This window comes from Gryllotalpicola kribbensis (assembly GCF_039538245.1).
Lineage (GTDB): Bacteria > Actinomycetota > Actinomycetes > Actinomycetales > Microbacteriaceae > Gryllotalpicola > Gryllotalpicola kribbensis.
The window spans coordinates 1-22944 of sequence record NZ_BAABBX010000009.1 but is presented as its reverse complement, the minus strand read 5'-3'; the positions used below and the strand labels follow the sequence as shown (position 1 = coordinate 22944).

Genomic DNA, 22944 nt, shown 5'->3' with positions numbered 1-22944 from the left:
CCGGCTTGCTCGGGCGTGTCTGCGCCGCTTTCTCGGTCAACCCGTCAGGAGATCAATTGCCCCGCTGGGAGTACGTCACCACGCCCCTTCTGCTGCACCGCGAGACCGCGATCCTGAACAACTGGGGCTCAGAGGGCTGGGAGCTCGTGCAGGTCGTCACCGGCGCCGAAGGCGGCATGATCGCGTTCTTCAAGCGGCCGGTCGCGGAGGGCTGAGCGGTGTCCGCCGAATCGCGTCTCGAGTCCCTCGGGATTTCCCTTCCCGACGTTCCCGCCCCCGCCGGCGCCTACGTTCCGGCCCTCATCTCGGGCTCATACGTCTACACGGCCGGCCAGTTGCCGTTCGTCTCCGGCGAGCTTCCCGCGACGGGCAAAGTCGGCGAGGGGCACGGGCTCGTCCCCGCTTCCGATGCCGCGGGCTACGCACGACTTTCCGCCATCAACGCGCTTGCCGCCGCCCGCTCGGTGCTCGGGTCGCTCGACCGGGTCACGCGCGTGGTGAAGGTCGTCGGGTTCGTGGCATCCGACCCCTCTTTCACCGGCCAGCCGGGCGTTATCAACGGCGCCTCCGAGCTGCTGGGCGAGGTGTTCGGGTCCGAGATCGGAGCGCACGCGCGCTCTGCGGTGGGGGTGGCGGTGCTGCCGCTCGATTCCCCGGTCGAGGTCGAGCTGATTCTGGAGTTCGCCTGAGTTCTGCGCTGCGCGCCCCCTGCGCGGCGGCCGCGTCCCGTGTCCGCCGGGCCGCACGTCGATGACGACACCGCGTTTGACGCTCAAGCCACCTTTGGGATCTTGAGGGACGTGCGCCGGGGCAGGGATCCGCTGCGTCGGTTCCGGGCCGACATGTCCCTCTCGGCGCGCTTGAACGACAGCACCGTTGGTTCGCGCTAAGCACCAACGGTTCGCGCTGAGCACCAACGGTTCGCGCTGAGCACCAACGGTTCGCGCTGAGCACCAACGGTTCGCGCTGAGCACCATTGGTTCCCTCGTTGCGAAAGAGGGTTCTCTCGTTGCGAAAAATGGTTCCCTCGTTCAAGTGCCGGCGAGGCATCGCCCGAGGCCGGCGCCTCGCCGGCACCGGTGACGGCGGCTCGGGGCGCGCCGCCTACTTCACCGCCGTCGCGATGACCTGCATCACCGCCGTGTCGGCGAGCGTCGTCGTGTCGCCGACCTCGCGCCCCTCGGCCACGTCGCGCAGCAGGCGCCGCATGATCTTCCCCGAGCGCGTCTTCGGCAGCTCGTTGACCACGAAGACCTGCCGCGGCCGGGCGATGGGGCCGATCTGCTGGGCGACATGGTTGCGCAGGGCGACTGCGACCTCGTCGGGCGTGCCCGTGTTCGCGCGCTGCGAATCCTTGATGATCACGAACGCCACGACCGCCTGACCGGTGGTGTCGTCGGCCGCCCCGACCACCGCGGCCTCGGCCGTGAGCGGGTGTGCGACCAGCGCCGACTCGATCTCGGCGGTCGAGAGACGGTGCCCCGACACGTTCATCACATCGTCGACGCGCCCCAGCAGCCAGATCTCGCCGTCCTTGTCCTTCCGAGCGCCGTCGCCGGCGAAGTAGTAGCCCTTGTCGCGGAACATCTCCCAGTAGGTGGAGATGAAGCGGTCGGGGTCGCCCCAGATGCCGCGGGCCATCGACGGCCACGGCTCGGTGATCACGAGGAGACCGCCCTCGTCGGGGCCGACCGGCTCACCGGCATCCGTCACCACATCGACCGAGATGCCGGGAAGCGGGACCTGCGCGGAGCCCGGCTTCAGCGTCGTGATGCCGGGCAGCGCGCTGACCATGATCGCGCCCGTCTCGGTCTGCCACCACGTGTCGACGACGGGGGTGCGGCCGGCACCGATGATCTCCCGGTACCAGATCCACGCCTCGGGATTGATCGGCTCGCCGACCGAGCCGAGCAGCCGCAGCGACGAGAGGTCGCGGGCCTGAGGGATCTGGCGGCCCTGCTTCATGAATCCGCGGATCGCGGTCGGCGCCGCATAGAACAGCGACACCTTGTACTTCTCGATGATGTCCCACCAGCGGCCGGGCCCGGGGGTCTCGGGCGTTCCCTCGTAGATCACCTCGGTGGCGCCGTTCGCGAGAGGCCCGTACACGACGTAGGTGTGCCCCGTGATCCAGCCGATGTCGGCGGTCGACCAGTAGACGTCGCTCTCGGGGTGCAGATCGAAGACGTTCTTGTGCGTGTAGGCGGCCTGCGTCAGGTACCCGCCGCTCGTGTGCAGAATGCCCTTCGGCTTCCCGGTGGTGCCGCTCGTGTAGAGGATGAACAGGGGATGCTCGGCGGGGAACGGCTTCGCCGTGTGCTCGTCGGAGACCTGCGCGATCTCGTCGTGCCACCACAGGTCGCGGCCGGGCGTCCACTCGACATCGTTCTCGCCGCGCTTGATGACGAGCACGTGCTCGACGGATGCCGCAGGACCGTCGCCATGATCGAGGGCGATGGCCTCGTCGACCGCAGGCTTGAGCGGGGCGACCTTGCCCTTGCGCCAGCCGCCGTCGGCGGTGATGACGAGCTTCGCCTGGGCGTCGTCGATGCGGGCGCGCAGGCTCTCGGCCGAGAAGCCGCCGAACACCACGGAGTGCACGGCGCCGATGCGCGCCACGGCCAGCATGGCGACGATCGCCTCGGGGATCATCGGCAGGTAGATCGCGACCCGGTCGCCGGCTTCGACGCCGAGCGCGGTCAGCAGGTTCGCCGCCTTCTTCACCTCTGCGGTGAGCTCGGCATAGGTGATGGCACGGCTGTCGCCCGGCTCGCCTTCCCAGTAGAGGGCGACCCGGTCGCCGTTGCCCGCCAGCACGTGCCGGTCGAGGCAGTTGTAGGCGACATTGAGCTCGCCGTCGTCGAACCACTTGGCGAAGGGGGCGTTCGACCAGTCGAGGGTGCGGGTGAAGGGCTTCGACCAGTGGAGCAGCTCGCGCGACTGCGCGGCCCAGAAGGCCAGCCGGTCTTTCGCGGCTTCCTCGTAGAGCGCCGGGGTCGCGACCGCATGTGCGCTGAATGCCTCGTCGGGCGGAAAGCGGCGGGATTCGTGCAGCAGGTTGTCGATGGTGTCGACCATGCGAATTCGCTCCTTTGCGAGACAGGTGTGGGCCGTCGGGATGCCGCCAGGGCACGACGATTTTGACCCTACGCCACCCCACGGCCGAACCTCGACGATTGAATAAGTTGCGCGCGGTGCGCTATCGCGTACACTGATCCTGGCTCGGTCAACGAGCTCGCGGCGTGCGTGGTTCCCCCCAACTATCGCGTCGCTGTGGCGGCACCAGTTCCCCCCAATTGGTGCCGCCCCCTTCTGTTTAACGGGCGATCTGCTCGGGCGACGCGCGCGCGGCCGTCGAGGCGCAGCGTGCGGCACCTCTTCCCGCTCACAGGGCGAGTGGCGGATGCCTCGTCCACGGATCGGAGCGCGCGGGTGCACGCCACGCCCGCCGCTCTTCGTAGCGTGCTCGCGTGACCGATGGATTCGCACCCTCAGCCTCGCCCGGCCCCTTCGTTCCGCGGCGGGGCGATTCGAGTGCCCGGTCGCGCGGCGGCCCGACGGCGACGCCCCTGGAATCGAGCAAGGCGCGGGGCGGGGCCGGGGGAGCGGTCGGGCCGCCGCCCTTCCCGCCCGCCGTCGTCGTGACGCCGCGGGGGCGGGCGCCGGATGCGGAAGCCGCTGTGCTCGACCCCGCGCTGGTGCCCGTGGCGCCCGAGTTGCTCGCGGCCTTCGGGCCGCTCGGCCCCTACCTGGCGCTGCCGGCCGTCACCGACGTGCTCGTCGCGCCGGGCGGGGCGATCTGGGTCGACGAAGGAGCGGGCCTGCGCCGTGACGTCTCGCGTGCGCTGCCTGAGGTCGAGGTGCGCGCTCTCGCCGTGCGGCTGATCGCGCTGGGCGGCCGCCACGTCGACGATGCGGCGCCGCTCGGCGATGTGCGGCTCGGCACCGGCATCCGCGTGCATGCCGCACTGCCGCCGGTGTCGGTCGGCGGCACGGTCATCTCCGTCCGCGTGCCGCGCACCGTCGGGCTGTCTCTCGACGAGCTCTCCGCTCGCGGCATGGCGACGCAGGCGCAGCGCGCGGCGCTCGCCGGCGCGGTCGCCGCCCGGCGGAACCTGCTGATCACCGGCGCCACCGGTTCGGGGAAGACGACGCTGCTGGCCGCGCTGCTCGCTCTCGCGCCGCCCGACGAGCGCGTCGTCATCGTCGAAGATCTCGCCGAGCTGCAGGTGCGGCATCCGCACGTCGTCTCGCTCGAGGCTCGGCACGCGAACCTCGAGGGCGCCGGCGAGATCGGCCTGGCGCGCCTGGTGCGCGAGGCGCTGCGCATGCGGCCCGACCGGCTCGTCGTCGGCGAATGTCGCGGGGCCGAGGTGCGCGAGCTGTTCGCGGCGCTCAACACCGGGCACGAGGGCGGTGCGGGAACGCTGCACGCCAACTCTCTCGCCGACGTGCCGGCGCGCATCGAGGCGCTCGGCGCGCTGGCCGGGCTCTCGCCCGATGCCGTCGCCCGGCAGGCGGCTAGCGCGATCCACCTCGTCGTGCACGTGGCGCGTGTCGACGGTCGTCGCGCGATCGCGGCGATGGGCGCTCTCGCGGTGGATGCCTCGGGCCGGCTGCGCGTGGAGGCCGTATGAGCGGCGTCGCCGGGGCTCTCGACGAGGTCGCCGCTGTCGCGCAGCGCCTCGCCGTGCTGCTCGCGGCCGGGGTCACGCCCGAGCGTTCATGGGGATTCCTGAGCTCGAGCGAGCCCCGAGAGCACGCCGCCGAGCCCGCCCCTCGAGCAGGCGGCGCGGGCGGCCCGCGCTCGGAGCCGCCGCGGCAGAGCGCGGACATCGTGGCGGCGGCCGCGGCAACCGCCGCCCGCGCGGGCGACGTCGCCGCTGCGATCACCGCCGAGTGCGCGCAGGCGCCGCCGTTCGGGGCCGCCCGCCACCGTGCTGTCGCGTGGGGGCTGCTCGCGGCGACCTGGGCGGTGGCGATGAGCTCGGGCGCGCCGCCGGCTGCCGCTCTGCAGGGCTTCGCCACAGGAATCCGCCGCGCCGCGGCGCTCCATCGCGAGTTGGGCGTCGCCTTCGCCGGGCCGCGCGCCACCGCGCGCCTCGTCGGCCTGCTGCCGCTCGTCGCCCTCGGCTTCGGCGCGCTGCTGGGGTTCGACACGGTGCACGTGCTCACGGCGACGCCCGTCGGCTGGGCCTGCCTCGGCGGAGGGCTCGCGCTGATGGCCGGCTCACGGCGGTGGAGCGGCCGGCTGCTCGCGGCGGCCGAGCCGCGCGAGCTCGTGCCGGGGCTGCTGCCCGAGCTCGTCGCGGTCGCGATGCAGTCGGGTGCGCCCGTCAGCCGGGCGCGGGCGCTCGCGGCATCCGCCCTCGCCGAGCATGCGCCGTTCCTGACGGGCGAGGCGATCGAGGCCGACGAGGAGGCGGTCGAGGTCGTGCTCGACCTCGCCGCCCGCGCCGGCGCCCCGACCGTCGGCCTGCTGCTCGCCGAGGCGGAGCGCCGCCGTGCCGACGCCGACGCTGCCGGGCGCGCGGCCGCGGCGTCCGTGGCCGTGCGTCTCGTCGTGCCGCTCGCGGTGTGCGTGCTGCCGGCCTTCATGCTGCTCGGCGTGGTGCCGGTGCTGGTCGCACTCCTTTCCGGAACGGGCATCCGATTCGGATGAGCGCGTTGCGGGACTCTCCGCTCACAGCGTCGGAATCGGCCCTCTGTCCCCGATTCGCAGGCGCCGGCGCCGCGCCGAGTCGGGGGCGCGGGACACCATCGACTCACCCGCGCCGCAATCGGGAACCGAAGGGAATCAACGATGGATCTCATCCGTATCATCTGGGCACGCGCACGCCGGCTCACCGACGAGGCGGGCTCGGCGACCGCCGAGTACGTGGTGGCGACGATGGCCGCCGTCGGGTTCGCCGGGCTGCTCGTCGTGATCCTCAAGGGCGACGAGGTGCGCGGCATGCTCACCGACCTGGTGCATCGTGCGCTCACGGTCGGCAGCTGAGCGATCGGCACTCGGGTGCGACGGCGAACGCGGCACAGTGACCGCCGAGTTCGCCGTCGTGCTGCCCGGCGTGCTGCTGGTGCTCGCGCTCTGCCTCGGCGCCGTGAACGTGATCGGCCAGCAGGTGACGCTCGGCTCGCTCGCCGCGAGCGGGGCGCGGATGCTGGCGCGGGGCGACGATCCGGCCGCGGTGCGCGCGCAGGTGGCGGCGGCCGCGCCGGGCACCAGCCTTGCGCAGAGCTCGCAGGGGGCTTTCGTCTGCGTCGCCCTCGAGCGCACGGCGCAGTTCGGGCCGGTGGGGCTCGGCGCTCTGAGGCTCTCGGCGCACAACTGCGCGCTGTCATCCGACTCCGCGCCGCTCGGGGCGGGCGCGCGGGATGTCGGGGGAGGGGCGCAGTGAACGAGCGCGGCTCCGGCTCCGTTCTCGCCGTCGCGGTGCTCGGTGCGGTCGCGCTTGCGAGCGGCGCGGCATTGCTCGTGCTCGGCGCGCTGTCTGCGCAGCAGAGCGCTCAGGCGGCGGCCGACGCCGCGGCGCTCGCTGCGGCCGACACACTGTCGGGGCGGGCGTCGGGCTTTCCGTGCGAGAACGCGGAGCGGGCAGCGGCTCTCGACGAAGCATCCCTCGCCTCATGCCAGACCGACGGCCTCGTCGCCGTCGTCGGCGTGTCCCGGAGCTGGTCGCGCCTCACCCTCACCGCTCGGGCGCGGGCGGGGCCGCCCGGCACCCCGTGAGCGCTAGTCGAACTCGGCGCCGAAGTAGCGGTAGTCCACGGCGCCCGGTGCTCCGGTGCCGTCGGCGAACTCGCTGATCTCGCCGCTGCGGCGATAGACGTACTTCTTGCCGCGGTCGTTCGCCGGCAGCACAAGGCGCCCCTGCGGGGTGCCGCCGTCCAGGAAGCTGGTAGCGATGGTGCGGCCCTCGAGTGGGCCGTCGAGCAGTTTGGCGGTGTAGGTTTCGCCTGCCGTTGTAGTACCCATGCCGCCCATTGTGCTCAGCACGACGGGAGCGGCAAGCCCCTGGGCATCGGCCTTTTTCGAGGATCGGTGCGGTCGGGTGTGTGTATTCTCAGCCTGCAAAGGCTCAATGGCGCGCCCTATATATACGGCGTCCTGCCGTGCCTTAAGAAATAAGGAGTCTCTTGCCGAGCAACAAGAAGCTGGTCATCGTCGAGTCGCCGACGAAGGTCAAGTCGATCGCGCAGTACCTCGGCGACGGCTACACCGTGATGGCTTCGGTCGGGCACATCCGCGACCTCATCGAGCCGAAGGACCTTCCGGCCGATCAGAAGAAGGGGCCGCTCGGCAAGTTCGGCGTCGACGTCGAGAACGGCTTCAAACCGATCTACGTCGTCTCTGACGGGAAGACGAAGGTCGTCAGCGACCTCAAGCGCGAGCTCAAGAACGCCGACGAACTCATCCTCGCCACCGATGAAGACCGCGAGGGCGAGGCCATCGCCTGGCACCTGCGCGAGGTGCTCAACCCCAAGGTTCCCGTCAAGCGCATGGTCTTCCACGAGATCACCCGCGAGGCCATCGAGGCAGCCCGCGACCACACTCGCGACCTCAACATGGAGCTCGTCGACGCGCAGGAGACGCGCCGCGTCCTCGACCGGCTGTACGGCTACGAGGTGAGCCCCGTGCTCTGGCGCAAGGTCGCGCCCGGTCTCTCGGCCGGCCGAGTGCAGTCGCCCGCCACCCGCCTCGTCGTCGACCGCGAGCGTGAGCGGCTCGCGTTCGTCCCCGCAAGCTACTGGGACCTGACGGCGCAGTTCACCCCCGGGCAGGAAACGGCTCCGTTCGAGGCGCGGCTGCAGCGGGTCGACGGCACCCGCATCGCGCAGGGTCGCGACTTCGACGACTCGGGCAAGCTCACCGGGAAGGTCACCCAGCTCGACGAGAAGACCGCGACCGCGCTCGCCGAGGCGCTGCGTGCCGACTCGACCACCGTCACCGTCTCGAAGGTCGAGTCGAAGCCGTATTCGCGCCGCCCTGCCGCACCGTTCACCACGTCGACCCTTCAGCAGGAGGCCGCGCGCAAGCTGCGCTTCAGCGCCCGCCAGACCATGAGCGTCGCGCAGTCGCTGTACGAGAACGGCTACATCACGTATATGCGAACGGATTCCCCGTCGCTGTCGCAGCAGGCGACGAAGGCCGCTCGCGCCCAGGCCGCCGCCCTCTACGGCGCCGACACGGTGCCCGAGAAGCCGCGCGTGTACACCGGCAAATCCAAGAACGCGCAGGAGGCGCACGAGGCGATCCGCCCCTCCGGCGAGACGTTCCGCACCCCTGACCAGGTGCGCTCCGCGCTCTCTGCCAACGACTTCAAGCTCTACGACCTGATCTGGAAGCGCACCGTCGCGAGCCAGATGGCCGACGCGAAGGGCTCGACCGCGTCCGTCGCCATCGAGGCCAAGGTCGTGGGTGGCGAGCTCGACGGCACGGTCGCCGAGTTCACGGCATCCGGAACCGTGATCACATTCCGCGGTTTCCTGCACGCCTACGAGGAGGGACGCGACGAGGAGCGCAACAGCGACAGCGCCGCCGAGGCGAAGCTGCCGCCGCTCACCGTCGGCCAGGCGCTCGAGAGCGCCGGCGTCGAGGCCAAGGGCCACGAGACCACGCCGCCGCCGCGCTACACCGAGGCATCCCTCGTCAAGGCGCTCGAAGAGCTGGGCGTGGGCCGCCCGTCGACCTACGCGCAGATCATCTCGACGATCATCGACCGCGGCTATGTGACTCTGCGCGGGCAGGCGCTCGTGCCGAACTGGATCGCGTTCTCGGTCGTGAAGCTGCTCGAGGACCACTTCGGCGACCTCGTCGAATACGACTTCACGGCCGACCTCGAGAACGACCTCGACAGCATCGCCAACGGCGCCGACGAGGGGCGCGAGTGGCTGAAGGGCTTCTACTTCGGCACCGATGCGCACCGCGGTCTGCGCGGTGTCGTCGACAACCTCGGCGAGATCGACGCGCGCGAGATCAACTCCGTTCGCATCGACGACGGCATCACCCTGCGCATCGGCAAGTACGGGCCCTACCTCGAGGTCACCGACCCCGAGGCCGGCCCCGACGCCGCGCCGCGGCGCGTGAACATCCCCGAGGGGCTCGCGCCCGACGAGCTCACGCCCGCGAAGGCGCGCGAGCTGGCGGAGGCGCCCGAGCAGTCCGACCGGGTCCTCGGCACCCTCGACGACGGGAAGCAGATCGTCGCGAAGGACGGGCGCTATGGCCCGTACGTCACCGAGGTGCTGCCCGAAGAGTCCGCACGCGCCGAGGCGAGCGCGGCCGCGGCATCCGATGAGGCGAAGCCCAAGAAGCGCGCCGCGAAGAAGCCGGCCGCCCCCAAGCCGCGCACCGCGTCGCTCTTCAAGAGCATGAGCGTCGACACGATCGACCTCGACACGGCGCTCAAGCTGCTTTCACTGCCGCGTGTCGTGGGCGTGGACCCCGAGTCGGGCGACGAGATCCTCGCGGCGAACGGCCGCTACGGCGCCTACCTCAAGAAGGGCACCGACACCCGCAGCCTGCCGAACGGCGAGGACCAGATCTTCGAGATCACCCTGCCCGAGGCGCTCGAGCTGTTCGCGCAGCCGAAGTACGGCGCGCGCCGGGCCTCCAGCGCGCTCAAGGAGTTCGAGGCCGACCCCGTCAGCGGCAAGCCGATCCGTGTGCGTGACGGCCGGTTCGGCCCGTACGTCACCGACGGCGAGACCAACGCGACGATCCCGCGCGGCGAGGACCTCGAGGCCGTCGACTTCGCCCGCGCGGTGCAGCTGCTCGCCGACAAGCGCGCGAAGGGCCCTGCGAAGAAGCCGGCGCGGCGCTCGTCCCAGTCCGGGGCGAAGAAGACCACGACGACCCGCACCCGAGCGAAGAAGTGAGCGGCCTCTACATCACGATCGAGGGTCTCGACGGATCGGGGAAGACGACGCAGCTCGAGAAGCTGGCCGAGTGGCTGAGGGATGCCGGCCACACGGTCGTCGCGACGAGGGAGCCCGGGGGCACTGAGCTCGGGCAGCTCGTGCGCGACATCGTGCTGCACCACCGGGGTGACATCGCGCCGCGGGCCGAGGCGCTGCTGTTCGCCGCCGACCGCGCGCACCACATCGCGACGAAGGTGCGGCCGGCGCTCGAGCGCGGCGAGGTCGTGATCCAGGACCGCTACATCGACTCGTCGGTGGCGTTCCAGGGCGCGGGCCGCGTGCTCGACCCCGCCGAGGTGCGCCGCCTGTCCGAATGGGCGACCGAGGGGCTCTACCCGACGCTCACCGTGCTGCTCGACCTCGACCCGGCACTCGCGCGCGAGCGCATTGACGCCGCGCAGAAGGTGTTCGACCGCATCGAGGCCGAGGCGGCCGAGTTCAGCCGGCGCATCCGCGCGGCCTACCTCGAGTTCGCCGCCGCGCAGCCCGAGCGCTGGCTCGTGCTCGATGCGACGTTGTCGGCGGACGAGCTCGCCGCCGCGATCCGCAGTCGCGTCGCCGCCCTGTTGACAACCGACGGGACTGTCGGCGGCGCCGGGTAGCCTGAAGCCGATGAGCGTGTGGGCCGAGCTGACGGGGCAGCGTGAGGCGATCGCAGTGCTGCGCGCCGCGGCGGGGGTCGACCCGGGGCGAGCCGGCTCGGCCGAGGCATCCGATTCGCCGGCATCCGCGCCAGAGGCGGGCGGCGCGGGCAACGCGATGACCCACGCGTGGCTGCTCACGGGGCCGCCGGGTTCCGGTCGCTCGAATCTCGCGTTCGCGTTCGCGAGCGCGCTGCTCAGCCACGCGGGCCCCGACGGCGACGAGGCGACCGACCGCCAGGTACAGGCGCGCACGCACCCCGATCTGTCGGTGCTCGCGACCGAGAAGGTCATCATCACGATCGACGAAGTCCGCGAGCTGGTGCGCTCGGCCCAGTACTCGCCGTCGGTCGGGCGCTACCGCGTGCTCGTCATCGAAGACGCCGACCGCATGACCGAGCGCACGAGCAACCTGCTGCTCAAGTCACTCGAAGAGCCGCCAGAGCGCACCGTCTGGGTGCTGTGCGCGCCGAGCGACGCCGACCTGCTGCCAACGATCCGGTCGCGGGTGCGCACCGTGCGGCTCACGGTTCCGACCATCGACGACGTCGCCGAGCTGCTCGTGCACCGCGACGGCATCGAGCCGGCCCTCGCCGAGCAGGCGGCACGCCACGCGCAGTCGCACATCGGCATGGCGCGGCGGCTCGCGACGAACGCCGAGGCGCGGGCGCGCCGTGACGAGACGCTCGACCTCGTGCTCGGCATCCGCTCGATCTCGGCCGCGGTGCTCGCGGCGGCGCGGCTCGTGCAGATCGCGACCGACGACGGCAAGGCGATCACCGCCGAGCGCGACGCGGAAGAGCGCGAGCACGCCCTCAGATCACTGGGCGTCGAGCCCGGTGGAACGATCCCGCCGGCGCTGCGCGCCCAGCTGCGCGCTCTCGAAGAGGACCAGAAGCGGCGCGCGACGCGCAGCCTGCGCGACGGGCTCGACCGGATTCTCGTCGATCTGCTCTCGCTCTATCGCGACGTGCTGATGCTGCAGCTCGGCAGCGATGCCCCCCTCGTGAACCGCGAGCGTGAGGCGGCGCTCGGCGAGATCGCGCGTGCATCGAGCCCCGCGCAGACGCTGAAGATGATGGATGCCGTGGCTGAGGCGCGCACCCGCATCGACGCCAATGTGAACCCGACGCTGGCCCTCGAGGCGATGCTGGCCACCGCGGTGCCGGCGGTGGCCGCGTGAGGGCGGGGCGCATCGCGGGTGGCGCGCGCTCGGCGCGCGGGCTGGCTCGGGCGGTGACATCGCGCGGCGCACGCGCGGTCGCCGCCGTGGTCACCGCGGCCGTACTGCTTGCCGGCTGCACGTCGGCCTCGCAGCACAAACTGCCCACGCAGACGTCGACCCCCGTGGCTTCGCCGGCGGCGACCGACGGGCTCTCGGGCGCCGACGCGGCGGCGCAGCAGAAATACTACGGCCAGGCGCTCGTCTGGTCCGACTGCGGCGGCGGCTTCCAATGCGCTACGGCGAAGGCCCCGCTCGACTGGGCACACCCGAGCCAGGGCGACCCGATCAGCCTCGCGCTGATTCGGAAGCCCGCGACCGGCGCCAAGCAGGGGTCTCTGTTCGTGAACCCCGGCGGCCCCGGCGTCTCGGGCGTCGACTTCGTGCGCAACAGCGTCGGCGCGACCTCGGCCACCCTGCAGAAGCACTTCGACATCGTTGGGTGGGACCCGCGCGGGGTCGGGAAGTCCTCCGCCGTCACGTGTTACGACGACAAGGGGCTCGACGACTTCCTCTACGGAATCACCCCGGGCGAGCGGGGCAGCGACGAGTGGCTCGCAGCCAGCAAGAAGTCTGTGAGCGATCTCGGGCAGGCCTGCCTCAAGAACACCGGCCAACTGCTCGGGCACGTCGACACGGCGACGACCGCGCACGATCTCGACATGCTGCGGGCCAACGTCGGCGACCAGAAGCTCAACTATCTGGGCTTCAGCTATGGCACCATGATCGGCGCGATCTACGCCGACCTGTTCCCGAAGACCGTCGGCCGCATGACTCTCGACGGCGTCGTCGACCCGGCATCCAGCTACGACGAGCTGACCGAGCTGCAGGCCAAGGGCTTCGAGTCGAACTTGCGCGCATATGCGCAGTGGTGCCTCGGCCAGGACAAGAGCTGTCCCTTCAGCGGCTCGGTCGATCAGGTGATGAACACCATCGCCGGCATGCTCGACACGGTGCAGAAGCACCCGATCAAGAACTCCGACGGGCGGATGCTGGGGGCAAGCACCCTGCTGCTCGCGATCATCACCCCGCTGTACTCGACGTCGAACTGGCCCGCGCTCGACACGCTCTTCAAAGACGTCGAGCGCGGCAGCGCCCGGGTGGCCTTCATCCTGGCCGACGAGTACAACGACCGCGACTCGAACGGGACCTACACGACCAACACGGCGGTGGCGTTCCAGTCGATCGACTGCCTCGACTACACCTTCGACACCGACCCGGCTCACATGGCCGCCGAGGCGAAGCGCGTCGCGCAGGTCGCACCGGTGATGGGGCCGTTCTTCAGCTACGGCGGCATCACCTGCTGGAACTGGCCGTTCAAACCGGTGCGCACGCCGGCGCCGGTGCACGCGACGGGGTCGGCTCCGATCCTGGTGCTCGGCACCACCAACGACCCCGCGACTCCCTATCAGGAATCCGTCAACCTCGCCAACGATCTCGACAACGGCCATCTCGTCACCTGGAACGGCTCAGGCCACACCGCCTACGGGCGCTCCAACTCGTGCGTGTCAAACACCGTCGACGACTACTTCGTGAAGGGCAGCGTGCCCGCGAGTGATCCCCACTGCTGACATGTGGTGCAAGTTTGCAGGCACTGCAACGATAATGGTGGCGTGACTGATCTCAAGGAACCCGGCCTGAGGGAGCGCAAGCGCGTCGCGACGCGGCACGCCATCGAACGCGCAGCGATCGACCTGTCGATCGACAAGGGCTATGAGAACGTCACGGTCGACGAGATCGCCGAGGCGGCGGATGTCTCGCCCCGCACTTTCTTCAACTACTTCCCGTCCAAAGAGGCGGCGGTCGTCGGCCAGCTTCCCGAAGGGCCGCAGCCCGAGACGATCAGTGCCTTCCTCGGGGCGCCTGCCGAGCAGCCGATCCTCGACGGCATCCGCGCCATGCTCACGAGCTTTCTCGATGCGAAGAGCGACGAGGACACTCGGGCGGCCCACGCGCTGCAGGAGGAACGGATGCAGCTGATGCTGCGGCACCCGCACCTGTTCCGCCAGCGCATGGAGAACATGGAGGATCTCACGAACCAGATCATCGAGATCGTCTCGAAGCGGCTCGTGGTGCTCGACCCCGCGCTCGAGTCCGAGCCGACGACCCTGCGCGAGCGCGCGCGGCTCGTCGTGTTCGTGTCATTCGCCGGGGTGCGCAATGCGTGGGCGAGCTGGGCAGACCGCGGCGGGAAGGGGCGTCTCTCGGAGTGCGTCGACCGCTCGTTCGAGCAGCTGCACCAGCTGGCGACGCAGGTGAAGGTCTAGGGCGCGCTTCGGCGTCGTTTGCACTCCGGTTCGTCCTGTAAACTCTTCAATCGTGTGCGGTTCGCCGCCACGCCGCCTTAGCTCAGTCGGCAGAGCGATTCACTCGTAATGAATAGGTCGTCGGTTCGATTCCGACAGGCGGCTCGGTACAAACGGCCCCGGATCATTGAGAAATCAAGGATCTGGGGCCGTTTTTCGTTGCTACAAAAGTGTGCCCAGGCACCAGATGAAGCACCGAAATGCACCATTACGCACCCGTTTGTGGTGCAGCTTGTGGTGCATGTGGTGCCTACTATGTCGACGTGGCCCGTAGAAAGAACCCTCTGAACGTCGCTGCGGTGCGCGAGAACCTGGGTCCGGCGGAGGTCGCTGAGCTCCGCAAAGCGACTCCGGCGAAACGAAAGGTAGCGCCGCGGACCCGTGGAAAGACAGGGGAGTGGACGGCCAGCGAGTACAAGCCGGGCCAGTGGCGCGTGCGCCCGTCGATCACGATCAAGGATCGTGAGGGCATCATCCAGCGCGATGAACTCGGTAAGCCGTTGCGGTTCGCGCAAACCTTCTACGGCAGAGGCCCGGCAGAAGGCCGTCAGGCGGACGCCGAGCGCCAGGCGTATGAGTGGGCTGCTCAGATCCGCACGGAGTACGCGACATTCGGTGAGGTCTCTGACAAGGAGATGACCCACCGCGCGTTCTTCCGAGAGTGGTACGCAGAGCGACGAGACGTGTACTCGCTCTCCGCCAATACGCTGCACACTGACGAGTGGATGTTCGGTCTCATCGAGCCGGTGCTCGGAGACAGGCCGCTGGTCAGTGCACGCTGGAAACAGCTCAGCGACCTCTGTGCCGACCTGCTCGCCGTCACCGGCGACGACAAACGGGCACAGCTGAAAGCAAGCTCGTTCGACCGTTTCTGGGCCGCGCTTCGCAAGTTCTACAACGACGCCGCACTCCGGTATCACTTCGTCAGCCCGCTTCAAGGGCACGGGAAGCCTGTCGCTGCGGACACGGCGTATGCAGGCGGTCTCGACGACGACGCGATTCCGGCTCTGCAGTTCGAGCAGGCGATGGCTGTGATTCGGCGCGCAATGGAGGAGCCCGAGGGCATCAAGTGGGTGATTTCGGTCCTGTTCGGACTTCGACAAGGAGAGCGAACCGGGCTGACGACGGACGTGTTCGACTGGGGATCGGGGTTCCTGACCCTGTCCTACTCGTTGCAAGAAGTGCCATACCGCCACGGATGCTCGGCGGCGTCGCCTTGCGGTGAAGCTAAGCCCTCGAAGTGTCCAGCTCGCAAGGCGAACCTCGGTCCATGGCCGCTTCGTCACGGACGCCACGTTCAAGACGATCTGTGGCTGTTGCCGTTGAAGGGCAAGAAGAGGCGCCTGATCCCTGTCATCGACCAGATCCGAGAGCCGCTCGAAGCCTACGTTCGGGCGATCGAGGCCGAGCCATTCGAGCACGGTCTCCTCTTCCACCGCCAAGACGAGAAGGGCTCACCCTGGCGCGCGCCGATGGACCTCAACCAGTGGCGCAAGATCCTCCTCGACGTTGGACTGGTCACGGAGCCGCAGCTGGCGAAGAGCGCGCGGCAACGCGAGATCGACAACGACCCGAAGGTTCCTGGGACGCACCTGCTACGGCACACGGCGGTATCGGTGTTGCGCGGACTCGGCGTTAGCGACCCCTTGATCATGCAGCTGGTTGGGCACACCCATATCCGGACGACCGATCGGTACACCCATCAGCAGGCCGACCTTCTCTACCAGGAGATCTCGAAGGTCGGAGTCCACTACGCCGAGGCGCTGCGCGCAGCGAACCCTGCCGCTTAGGCGGCGTCGCGCATAGCTCTCGCCTTGGCTTCGGTGACCAACGTGCGCAGTGCCTTGGGCTCGGGGACGCGCGGCAGCTCAAGGACCGCTGCTGCGAGCTCGGCGACCGCGTACCGGGGCGAGCCACCGACATAGCGGACAGGGATGCGACCGAGGTCAGTAAGCAGTTGCAACGTGCGCACCGAAATCGCAAGAACCACGGCGGCTTCTTCGACGGTCAGGAGTACTGGCGAGTCCGTCGTCGTGGTCGTTACGGTCTTCGAGCCGTCAGGGTGGATCGTCTCGGTAGTCGTCACGCTGAGCGGCGCGAAGTTTAGGTTGATGGTGATCTGGGGCTGAGCTTCGGCGTCGTTGTTCTTCACCTCCCGCCTATGCCGTCAGTTTCTGGTCGGGCGGGACCCATTTCTGCCACTGCGCTTCGAAACCGCCCACACGCATATGTATGCGTCCCGCAGCCCGCCGGCTGTAACCGAATCCGGCCCGATGGCGCCGCGGCCGCGCATAGACGGCGTATGCGCCTCCTTCTCGAGAATCAAGTCACGATCCCCGGCGACGTTCGACACCCGGACGGCAGCGTCTACGCAATGGAATGTCGAGCGGGTCGTGACACGCTTCTCGCCGACACAGCCGCTGAGATGCTCGACCTGCTGTTGGAGGACATCGACTACCCGTGCGGCGAGTTCGCGACCATGGACGAGATCGAGCGGGCGTTCAAGATCCGCCGCGACGTCGGTGCTGCCATGGCAGAGGCGATGCAACGGCAGGCGCTCGACGTCGCGCGCCAGACGCGGCCGCGGATGTACGAGGCGCTCACCGAGCGCGAACATCAGCTTCTGACCGCCAGCAAGCGGAGGGTTCCGGCGACTCGCACCTGGGACGGACCGGCTGCCTTGTTCCTGCTTGAAAGCTCGATCTTCCTGAGCCGCGGGGCGCGCGGGGTCAGTGGTCGACGGGTGATCGTCGTGCACGATCTGGACGAGAGGGAGCTCATCGACGAAATCGTGGCATTCCGCGGATACGTGCTGACATCGAACGCCCGGTCAGAAGACCAGCTGTGGTGAGCTTCCTCTTCCATCTGGTCGCGGCCGTGATCATCGGCAGCTTCCTTGGGGCGGCCGTCGCGTTCGTGTGCCACCGCTGAGCCCGGCGTCGCCGCGAAGCGCACCGTCAGCGTGGCGGTCGTCGGCGGGGCGGACGCGGGCCGCGGGAGCTCGACGTCGTCGAGTTCCTGAGGCTGCCGGTACGGCGGCCGAGAGGGCGTAGCGCCTGTTGGCGCGGAGCCCGGCTCAACCCGTCCGGATTTCCGACTGGTTGCTGCGCATAGGTGGGGCATGACCGAGCCCGACGAGCTGCTGCAGCTGACCACCGAGATCCGTGCGCTCTTCCCCGACCTCCACCTCGACCTGGTGACCGTGGCTCGCGCCGAGGTTGCGCTCGACTGGGCGCGTAAAGCTCACGCGCGCGACGACGATCTGATTGCGATCCGCGAGGACGACGGGGAGGCTGCGCTCCGCTTCACCTATGGCGATGAGGTGGCCGGGTCGATCTACCGCATCCACACCGCCGAGTACGGAATCGAGTTGCCCGACGCCATGATTCGGGACCAGTGGGCGCGTGTCGTCGCGAGCTTCGCGGCGATCGGCGTGAAGCCTCCCGCGGAGTGGGTCGCCGAGCAGGTCGCGGTGTGGATCGCAGAGCGCGAAGCTCGCATCGACCGGACGATCGCCCAGGTCGCAGCGGACCGGCGCATCCCGGTCCCGCCTCACGTGATCGAGGACGCTCAGCGGGAGATCCGAGGGCTCGACCATGCGTGAACCGCAGCCGGTCCCAGTTGAGCGGGCACGCACCCAGATTCAGAAGCTCCATCCCGGGTGCATCGTCGATCTCGAAACCGCGCGCATCGCCGGACTCGCTGTCGAGGTCGCAGAGCTCCGAGCGACGCAGGGCTCGCTGCTCACGTCTGCTGTCGAGAGCAGCGATCACAGCCTTCAAACGGCGACCGCCTCATGCGATGTCGCAAGGATCGTGCGCCGCCACGTCGACGCACACGGTGAGCCGCTCTTCTCGGATGCCCGTATCTGGTGGCTGTGGCGCCGGATTCAGCTGACGATGTCGCTCAGCGGGAAACCGCTCGGCGACGAAGCCATCAGCCGGGAGATCCAGCGGGGGATCGACGAGCGCGACGCCGCGATCGAGGAGACGATCTCCCGCATCCTCGCTGAGTCCCCGGACATCCCTGGGGAGCGGGTCGCAACAGCTCGACGCATCCTGCGAGGTGAGCGGTGACCGAGGAACTCGATCAACTGATCGAGGCCCTCGACGAGCTGGCGGATCGCATCGAGGAGATTGCCGTCTGGGTGGAGGCAACGAGCTTGGTGACGCCGGAGTTTGGGCGGATTTTCGGTGACACGCCCGAGATTCGCATGGGGCGCAGGATCAGCGGGCTGCGAGGCGCTGCCCGATCAGTGCAGCACGCCTCGGTGCTTCTGGCAGACGCGGGTGAGGACTGACCGCCGATCGGCGCTTCGGAGTAGATAGCTCGGGTCCAGTTATATGACCCAGCCAGGACGAGCGCCGCGCATAGAGAGAGCATGAGCCCGCAGCAGCCGATCGTCCTCATCGACCTCGACAACACCACTGCCGATTTCACCGGCCATCTGAACGCCGGGCTCGCGCGCCTCTACCCGGACCTCGCGCCCCACGACGGGCAGCAGTTCGCAATCTGGGGCGACGACGCTGATCGCAACGCGGCGATCCGCGACGTGATCTCCGAGGCAGACTTCTTCTCGACGATGCCGGTCTACCCCGGTGCGCGTGACGCGCTGATCGAGATGCTGCGCGCGGGTGTCGATGTGGAAATCTGCACGAGCCCGATGACCTCCAACGTGCTGTCGGCCAGCGCGAAGATCGCGTGGGTGCGTCGGTTTCTTGGACGCCGCTTCGTTGAGCGGACCACGATCATGGGGAGGAAGGACTTGATGGCCGGTGACCTCCTGATCGACGACCGCGATTACGGCAAGCTCAGGGTCGAGCCGCTCTGGGATCAGGTCTACTTCACCCAGCCGTACAACGTTGCGCTGCCCGGTCCTCACCTCGACCGATGGGCCGATTGGGAGCAGGTCGTCCTCCCGCTGCTTGGGGACGACTTCCGGTGAGCGCCGTCGAGATCCGCGGGGAGATTGAGCGCCTGCACCCCGGCATCCAACTCGACGAGATGACCGTCGAAGAGCTGCGCACCGCTCTCATCGCGGCGCGCGGCGGGACGCAAGCAGTCGGCGCGCTTGACGTCCAGCGAGCGGATCGACGTGCGAGCCGGCGGAGGTCCGTGGGGTGCGTGACAGGAGCGGCGCGACATACGAGGCGAACAGCGGGACGTGGGCGCGCTGGGACGTCCGCGCATAGAGCGATGGCGCGTGCCGCGTCTTGGGGCTGTGGCGTCGTGCAACTCGGACGGCAGGCTTGCAGCAAAGGAGACCACTTCGCACATGCAACACCGAGCGACCACAGCCGCCATCGCAGCATTGGCTGTCGCCCTTCTCAGCGGCTGTTCCGCGAGTTCGCACGATGACGCGCGCGTAGCAGTAGTTGCTGAGAAGCGGCAGGCCCCGGCAACTCCGTCGGCGATGATCACTCCCGGCGTGCACATTTCCGCTGGCGCCAAGCTCCCCGACGGCTTCGTCGCATACCCGATGGCCGACGGTTCGAAAGTCGCCGTGTCGGAGAGCGCGCCGGTTCCCGCAGCGGTCATCGCCGACGCGGGTAAGCAGGCTGGCGCGATTGTTAAGGTCTCAGGTTCCACCGTCGAGTCGCAGGAGGCAGTGGTGTCCGCGGCTGACAGTCGGGCCAGCCTCATCAATGTCCAGACGGGCCACGCTGTCGTCTTGATCTACCGCGGCCTTGCCGTCACCGGTACCGGCGCCAACATGTCATACATCCAGGCGTGGGTCATGCGAGGCGCAGTTTCCGAGTTCCCGACGCTGGTTGCGGGCAATCTGCATGGCTGGGGCTCGGCAGAAGCTGCGCAGGCCGCCGCGACTGCGGCCGTCGGTGCCAACACGTCAGTTGTCGTCGTGGTCGCCCAGTGACCTGCGGGCTCGCTCAGGTGGTCACCGGAGGGGGAGGCAATCCATGAGCGCTCACGCTGCGGAGATCCTCGCCGCCGTCCTGCCGGCGCTGCTCATCGCCGGCCTGTTGTCCCCACAGTTCGCTGACTATGGCAAGTCGCGAATGGTTCGTTGGATCGGTTTCGCATACGTGATCCTCGTTGTCGCGGCTGAAGCCGTGTGCTTGTTCTCCGTGGTCGCCGAGATCCCGCTCGGCAGCGTCTTGTCCAAGATCGTGTTCGCGGGGACCTTCGCGGCACTGGTAGGGATCGCGTTGGCGGCCTTCTTCTGGGCGGCCAGCCAACGAAAGGCCGATGCTGTCAGCAGTGCTGCGCAGGATGATCGACCGGAAACAAACGCTCGCGGGTACTCCGCCGCTCGCTACGCGAACGCGATGAGGGGCCGCCGTGGCACTCGGAGCACCTTGACGCGGCAGCCGCGATGGGCGCGCGGCGCAGGCAAGTAGTCATAGGCCGAGCCCCTTCGCGCTGGTCTGATCCAGAGCTTGCTGCCCCCGGACGTACCTCGCCGTCGTCCCGGAGCTCGCGTGATCGAGCTGTCGTTGGATGCGGTCCAGCGGGACGCCGTTCGCGAACGCCGTCGACGCGTGGCCGGCGCGCAGGCCGTGCGGAGACAGCGACGAGAGCGAGATCCCAGCGCGGACCGCACGCCGTTTCAGCATCCGGTCGATGGACTGGCCGCCGAGCCTGTCCTCGAGGATTCGGCCGCCCTTCGTCATCTGACGGAACAGCGGCGACTGCGGTGTCGCGCCCGGGATGAGTGCGAGCCACGCCTCGAGCGCGCCGCGCGGGTCGGTGAGCTGGCGTGTGCCGCGAGCCACCGCGATGTCGGTTCCGTGGCCGTACTGGTCAGTCTTCCCGCGACGCAAGCGCAGGAGGTAGCCGTCTGCTGTTAGCCGCGCGTCGGACACGAGGAGCTCGGACGCAGCTCCGCGGCGGATCGCTGACCCGAAGAGCAGGAGAAGGAGCGCTTGGTCGCGGATGTCGATCGGCCGGCCGGCGGCGCAGGTCCCGAGCAGCTCTTCGAGCTCGGGCAGCGTGATGGCTCGGGCCTCATCGATCGAGAAGGTGCCGGCCGTCTCGCGACGGAGACCGGCGACCACCCGACGCACACCGGCGGAGAGCGTTGGCGACGGCACCCCTCGCTCCTCCGCACGCCACCTGACGGCCGAGAGCATCGAGCTGATCGTCGTTGGTTTCGCACCGCACCGATCGACGCGGTCGACGATCCAGTCGGCGACGCACACGGGGTCGAGCGGATCGAGGCCCACCGATTCGGCGAATCGGTCGAGCTGGCGCAACTGGTTCTCGTAGTTGCGCCGGGTGTTGTGTGCGATCGCCTTCCCAAGCAGCTCGACGCGGCGGTCGATCCGACCTGATAGGGCGACATTGGCGTTCTGCCCTCGTTCTGGGGCCAGGATTTCGAGCTCTTCTTCCACGCCCCGCCTATGCGCGGAATGGGTACCGATTCGTCACGGAATCGGTACCAACGAGTGAAATCGTCACCGGCGCGGACGCCGTCATCCGCGCATAGGGGAGACGTGCAGACCGAACCGCTCGCGAGCCCCCGAATCCAGACGAAGCCCGACGTCGACGAGCAGCTCGGGGTCGAGCTCGTGCAGCTGCCTGCTCCCGAGCCGTTGATCCTCGAGGCCTCTTTCCTGCCGGACGGCCCGTTCGTTCCCATCGCGACTGCCGCGGTCGCGACCATCCTCAGCGAAGTCCGTCGAGGCGGTGAGGAGTATGCCTGGATTCGCCACGTCGAGACCCACGCCGAGATCCAAGCGGCAGGCGACAGTTCCCGCGGCTTGTTCATCGAGGCGCGCACCCCTGCCACCTGGTGGCAACGGTTCATGGTGCCGGGCGGCTCGCGGGCGATCCGCTACACGAGGGCGAAGCGGGGATTCGTGCACCGGGCGCCAGAACGCGAGTGCCTGACGTTGGCGGTCGGGACGGCCGCGGCACAGCTGTGGTGCATGGAGAAGCTGATCTTGGACGGCCTGACTCTCGATGAGGCGGAGCTATGGGACGAGGAGTACCGCGCCGGGATGCGCCGGGGGTGACGGCGGCTGCCTCTCAGAAGCGGGAGCGCTCCCCGTCGATCAGGACTCCGACCTCGCGGACGTCAGCGACGTGGACGAGTGTGCGGAGGAAGCCCGCGGCGTTGCCCCAGCGCAGTTCGACGATCGGTGTGTCGAGCCATTCGTCGAATCCCGGGTGATCGGCGAACTGGGCGTTCATCGCCATCACGTTCCCCTCCGTCGCCACGAGGATCGGAGCATTGCGCGGCCAAGGTGCGGTGAGCCGGATGAACGGTACACGGGCGCCTCGAAGGAGGGCGCGGCGGACGTCGTGCCGCAGTCCTTCGAGCGCTGACCGGCGGCGGTGCCCGGCCCACTTGACGATCGCTTTGCCTCGCAGGTCCGCGATGAGCTGAGGCGCCCATGCTGCACGGCGCGCCCATGCCTGGCGCTCAGGCGACCAGGTGCGCGAGTACTCGCGGAGCCCAGGGACGCGGCCGCGGGCCACAAGCCGCTCGATCAAGTCGTCTGGGTCGTCGCCGATCGGTGTCCGACCGGATCGAAGCTCTGCGTAGAAGTCGCAGAGGCCGGGGAGCAGCGCATCGGCCTCTGGATCGAGCGCGGCGAGCACGGCGTTGAAGCATTCGGCGACCGCCGCTGCGATGCGGGCGATGGCGCGCTGCTTCCACTCGGGCCGGCTCGGGAGGGTGAAGGTCCAGCTGGGACGTCCGTCGCGAGGTGCGAAGCGGCCGGCGCCGAGCGCCCATGTCTTCGAACTCCACAGCTTCGACGGACTTGGCGTGAAGACGCTGATCGTCTGGCGCCCGGTGACACGGTTCTTGCCCAACTCGTATTGGGCGAGTCCCATAGCGTGGTGTCAATTCCCGCGGGGGTTCTCGTCGTTGTAGACGATGACGGGC

26 protein-coding genes and 1 tRNA gene are annotated in these 22944 nt (G+C 69.1%); 22 read left to right on the top strand and 5 right to left on the bottom strand.

From position 1 onward, the window contains the following. Positions 1-56: 56 nt before the first annotated feature. Positions 57-215 carry a Sp36 family protein gene (sp36, locus tag ABD716_RS05945; RefSeq protein ID WP_344774815.1) on the top strand — a complete coding sequence of 53 codons (159 nt, stop codon included), beginning with the start codon at positions 57-59 and terminating at the stop codon, positions 213-215. Between the two features lie 3 nt (positions 216-218). Further along, positions 219-689, top strand: coding sequence for a RidA family protein (locus ABD716_RS05940; protein ID WP_344774813.1), 471 nt, complete (start codon positions 219-221; stop codon positions 687-689). Between the two features lie 415 nt (positions 690-1104). Here the strand turns inward: ABD716_RS05940 and acs are convergent, their stop codons facing one another. Further along, positions 1105-3078, bottom strand: coding sequence for an acetate--CoA ligase (gene acs / locus ABD716_RS05935; RefSeq protein ID WP_344774811.1), 1974 nt, complete (start codon positions 3076-3078; stop codon positions 1105-1107). A 392-nt stretch (positions 3079-3470) separates the two neighbouring features. Between acs and ABD716_RS05930 the strand changes: the two genes are divergently transcribed. The 5 genes from ABD716_RS05930 to ABD716_RS05910 all read left to right on the top strand — a co-directional run bounded on the left by ABD716_RS05930 (position 3471) and on the right by ABD716_RS05910 (position 6730). Beyond that, positions 3471-4637, top strand: coding sequence for a TadA family conjugal transfer-associated ATPase (locus tag ABD716_RS05930; protein WP_344774809.1), 1167 nt, complete (start codon positions 3471-3473; stop codon positions 4635-4637). Beyond that, positions 4634-5662 carry a type II secretion system F family protein gene (locus tag ABD716_RS05925; RefSeq protein ID WP_344774807.1) on the top strand — a complete coding sequence of 343 codons (1029 nt, stop codon included), beginning with the start codon at positions 4634-4636 and terminating at the stop codon, positions 5660-5662. The genes ABD716_RS05930 and ABD716_RS05925 overlap by 4 nt, the downstream gene beginning before the upstream one ends. Positions 5663-5803: 141 nt before the next feature. Then, positions 5804-5998, top strand: a complete 195-nt coding sequence (locus ABD716_RS05920; RefSeq protein ID WP_344774805.1) for a DUF4244 domain-containing protein — start codon at positions 5804-5806, stop codon at positions 5996-5998. A gap of 37 nt (positions 5999-6035) precedes the next feature. Next, a complete protein-coding gene (locus ABD716_RS05915; protein ID WP_344774803.1) occupies positions 6036-6398 on the top strand; it encodes a TadE family type IV pilus minor pilin in 363 nt (120 codons plus the stop codon). Beyond that, a complete protein-coding gene (locus ABD716_RS05910) occupies positions 6395-6730 on the top strand; it encodes an Rv3654c family TadE-like protein (RefSeq protein WP_344774801.1) in 336 nt (111 codons plus the stop codon). The genes ABD716_RS05915 and ABD716_RS05910 overlap by 4 nt, the downstream gene beginning before the upstream one ends. A gap of 3 nt (positions 6731-6733) precedes the next feature. Here ABD716_RS05910 and ABD716_RS05905 read toward each other — a convergent pair whose 3' ends face one another. Beyond that, positions 6734-6976, bottom strand: a complete 243-nt coding sequence (locus tag ABD716_RS05905) for a hypothetical protein (RefSeq protein ID WP_344774799.1) — start codon at positions 6974-6976, stop codon at positions 6734-6736. A 161-nt stretch (positions 6977-7137) separates the two neighbouring features. Here ABD716_RS05905 and topA point away from each other — a divergent pair, with 161 nt between their 5' ends. The 7 genes from topA (at position 7138) to ABD716_RS05870 (ending at position 15880) form a co-directional block, all read left to right on the top strand. Next, positions 7138-9879, top strand: a complete 2742-nt coding sequence (topA, locus tag ABD716_RS05900) for a type I DNA topoisomerase (protein ID WP_344774797.1) — start codon at positions 7138-7140, stop codon at positions 9877-9879. Next, complete coding sequence (gene tmk, locus ABD716_RS05895; RefSeq protein ID WP_344774795.1) at positions 9876-10523, top strand: dTMP kinase; 648 nt, start codon at positions 9876-9878, stop codon at positions 10521-10523. The genes topA and tmk overlap by 4 nt, the downstream gene beginning before the upstream one ends. A gap of 10 nt (positions 10524-10533) precedes the next feature. Then, positions 10534-11745, top strand: a complete 1212-nt coding sequence (locus ABD716_RS05890; protein WP_344774793.1) for a DNA polymerase III subunit delta' — start codon at positions 10534-10536, stop codon at positions 11743-11745. Positions 11746-11798: 53 nt separating this feature from the next. Next, positions 11799-13355, top strand: a complete 1557-nt coding sequence (locus ABD716_RS05885) for an alpha/beta hydrolase (protein ID WP_344774791.1) — start codon at positions 11799-11801, stop codon at positions 13353-13355. Positions 13356-13397: 42 nt separating this feature from the next. Beyond that, on the top strand, positions 13398-14051 hold the full coding sequence (locus tag ABD716_RS05880) for a TetR family transcriptional regulator (RefSeq protein WP_344774789.1): 654 nt from the start codon (positions 13398-13400) through the stop codon (positions 14049-14051). 71 nt (positions 14052-14122) lie between these two features. After that, positions 14123-14195: transfer RNA gene (locus ABD716_RS05875), tRNA-Thr, on the top strand. A gap of 158 nt (positions 14196-14353) precedes the next feature. Next, a complete protein-coding gene (locus ABD716_RS05870) occupies positions 14354-15880 on the top strand; it encodes a tyrosine-type recombinase/integrase (RefSeq protein WP_344774787.1) in 1527 nt (508 codons plus the stop codon). Here ABD716_RS05870 and ABD716_RS05865 read toward each other — a convergent pair. Further along, positions 15877-16242, bottom strand: a complete 366-nt coding sequence (locus ABD716_RS05865; protein WP_344774785.1) for a helix-turn-helix domain-containing protein — start codon at positions 16240-16242, stop codon at positions 15877-15879. The two genes, ABD716_RS05870 and ABD716_RS05865, sit on opposite strands and share 4 nt — an antisense overlap. Before the next feature lie 150 nt (positions 16243-16392). On the opposite strand from ABD716_RS05865, the gene ABD716_RS05860 reads away from it, so the two are divergent. The 7 genes from ABD716_RS05860 to ABD716_RS05830 all read left to right on the top strand — a co-directional run bounded on the left by ABD716_RS05860 (position 16393) and on the right by ABD716_RS05830 (position 20449). Then, positions 16393-16941, top strand: a complete 549-nt coding sequence (locus ABD716_RS05860) for a hypothetical protein (RefSeq protein WP_344774783.1) — start codon at positions 16393-16395, stop codon at positions 16939-16941. 270 nt (positions 16942-17211) lie between these two features. Beyond that, positions 17212-17694 carry a hypothetical protein gene (locus tag ABD716_RS05855; protein ID WP_344774781.1) on the top strand — a complete coding sequence of 161 codons (483 nt, stop codon included), beginning with the start codon at positions 17212-17214 and terminating at the stop codon, positions 17692-17694. Further along, positions 17687-18166, top strand: coding sequence for a hypothetical protein (locus tag ABD716_RS05850; RefSeq protein ID WP_344774779.1), 480 nt, complete (start codon positions 17687-17689; stop codon positions 18164-18166). The genes ABD716_RS05855 and ABD716_RS05850 overlap by 8 nt, the downstream gene beginning before the upstream one ends. Beyond that, positions 18163-18390, top strand: a complete 228-nt coding sequence (locus ABD716_RS05845) for a hypothetical protein (RefSeq protein WP_344774777.1) — start codon at positions 18163-18165, stop codon at positions 18388-18390. Before ABD716_RS05850 ends, ABD716_RS05845 begins: the two co-directional genes overlap by 4 nt. Positions 18391-18471: 81 nt before the next feature. Beyond that, a complete protein-coding gene (locus ABD716_RS05840; protein ID WP_344774775.1) occupies positions 18472-19035 on the top strand; it encodes a 5' nucleotidase, NT5C type in 564 nt (187 codons plus the stop codon). A gap of 468 nt (positions 19036-19503) precedes the next feature. Beyond that, positions 19504-19965, top strand: a complete 462-nt coding sequence (locus ABD716_RS05835) for a hypothetical protein (protein ID WP_344774773.1) — start codon at positions 19504-19506, stop codon at positions 19963-19965. A 43-nt stretch (positions 19966-20008) separates the two neighbouring features. Further along, complete coding sequence (locus ABD716_RS05830) at positions 20009-20449, top strand: hypothetical protein (RefSeq protein ID WP_344774771.1); 441 nt, start codon at positions 20009-20011, stop codon at positions 20447-20449. Here the strand turns inward: ABD716_RS05830 and ABD716_RS05825 are convergent, their stop codons facing one another. Further along, positions 20450-21442, bottom strand: coding sequence for a tyrosine-type recombinase/integrase (locus ABD716_RS05825; RefSeq protein WP_344774769.1), 993 nt, complete (start codon positions 21440-21442; stop codon positions 20450-20452). 102 nt (positions 21443-21544) lie between these two features. Here ABD716_RS05825 and ABD716_RS05820 point away from each other — a divergent pair, with 102 nt between their 5' ends. Continuing rightward, positions 21545-22066 (top strand): hypothetical protein, encoded by a 522-nt coding sequence (locus ABD716_RS05820; protein ID WP_344774767.1) that lies wholly within the window; start codon positions 21545-21547, stop codon positions 22064-22066. Between the two features lie 13 nt (positions 22067-22079). On the opposite strand, the gene ABD716_RS05815 is transcribed toward ABD716_RS05820, so the two are convergent. Next, entirely contained in the window at positions 22080-22892 is an 813-nt protein-coding gene (locus tag ABD716_RS05815) for a hypothetical protein (protein ID WP_344774765.1), read from the bottom strand. Positions 22893-22944 lie beyond the last annotated feature (52 nt).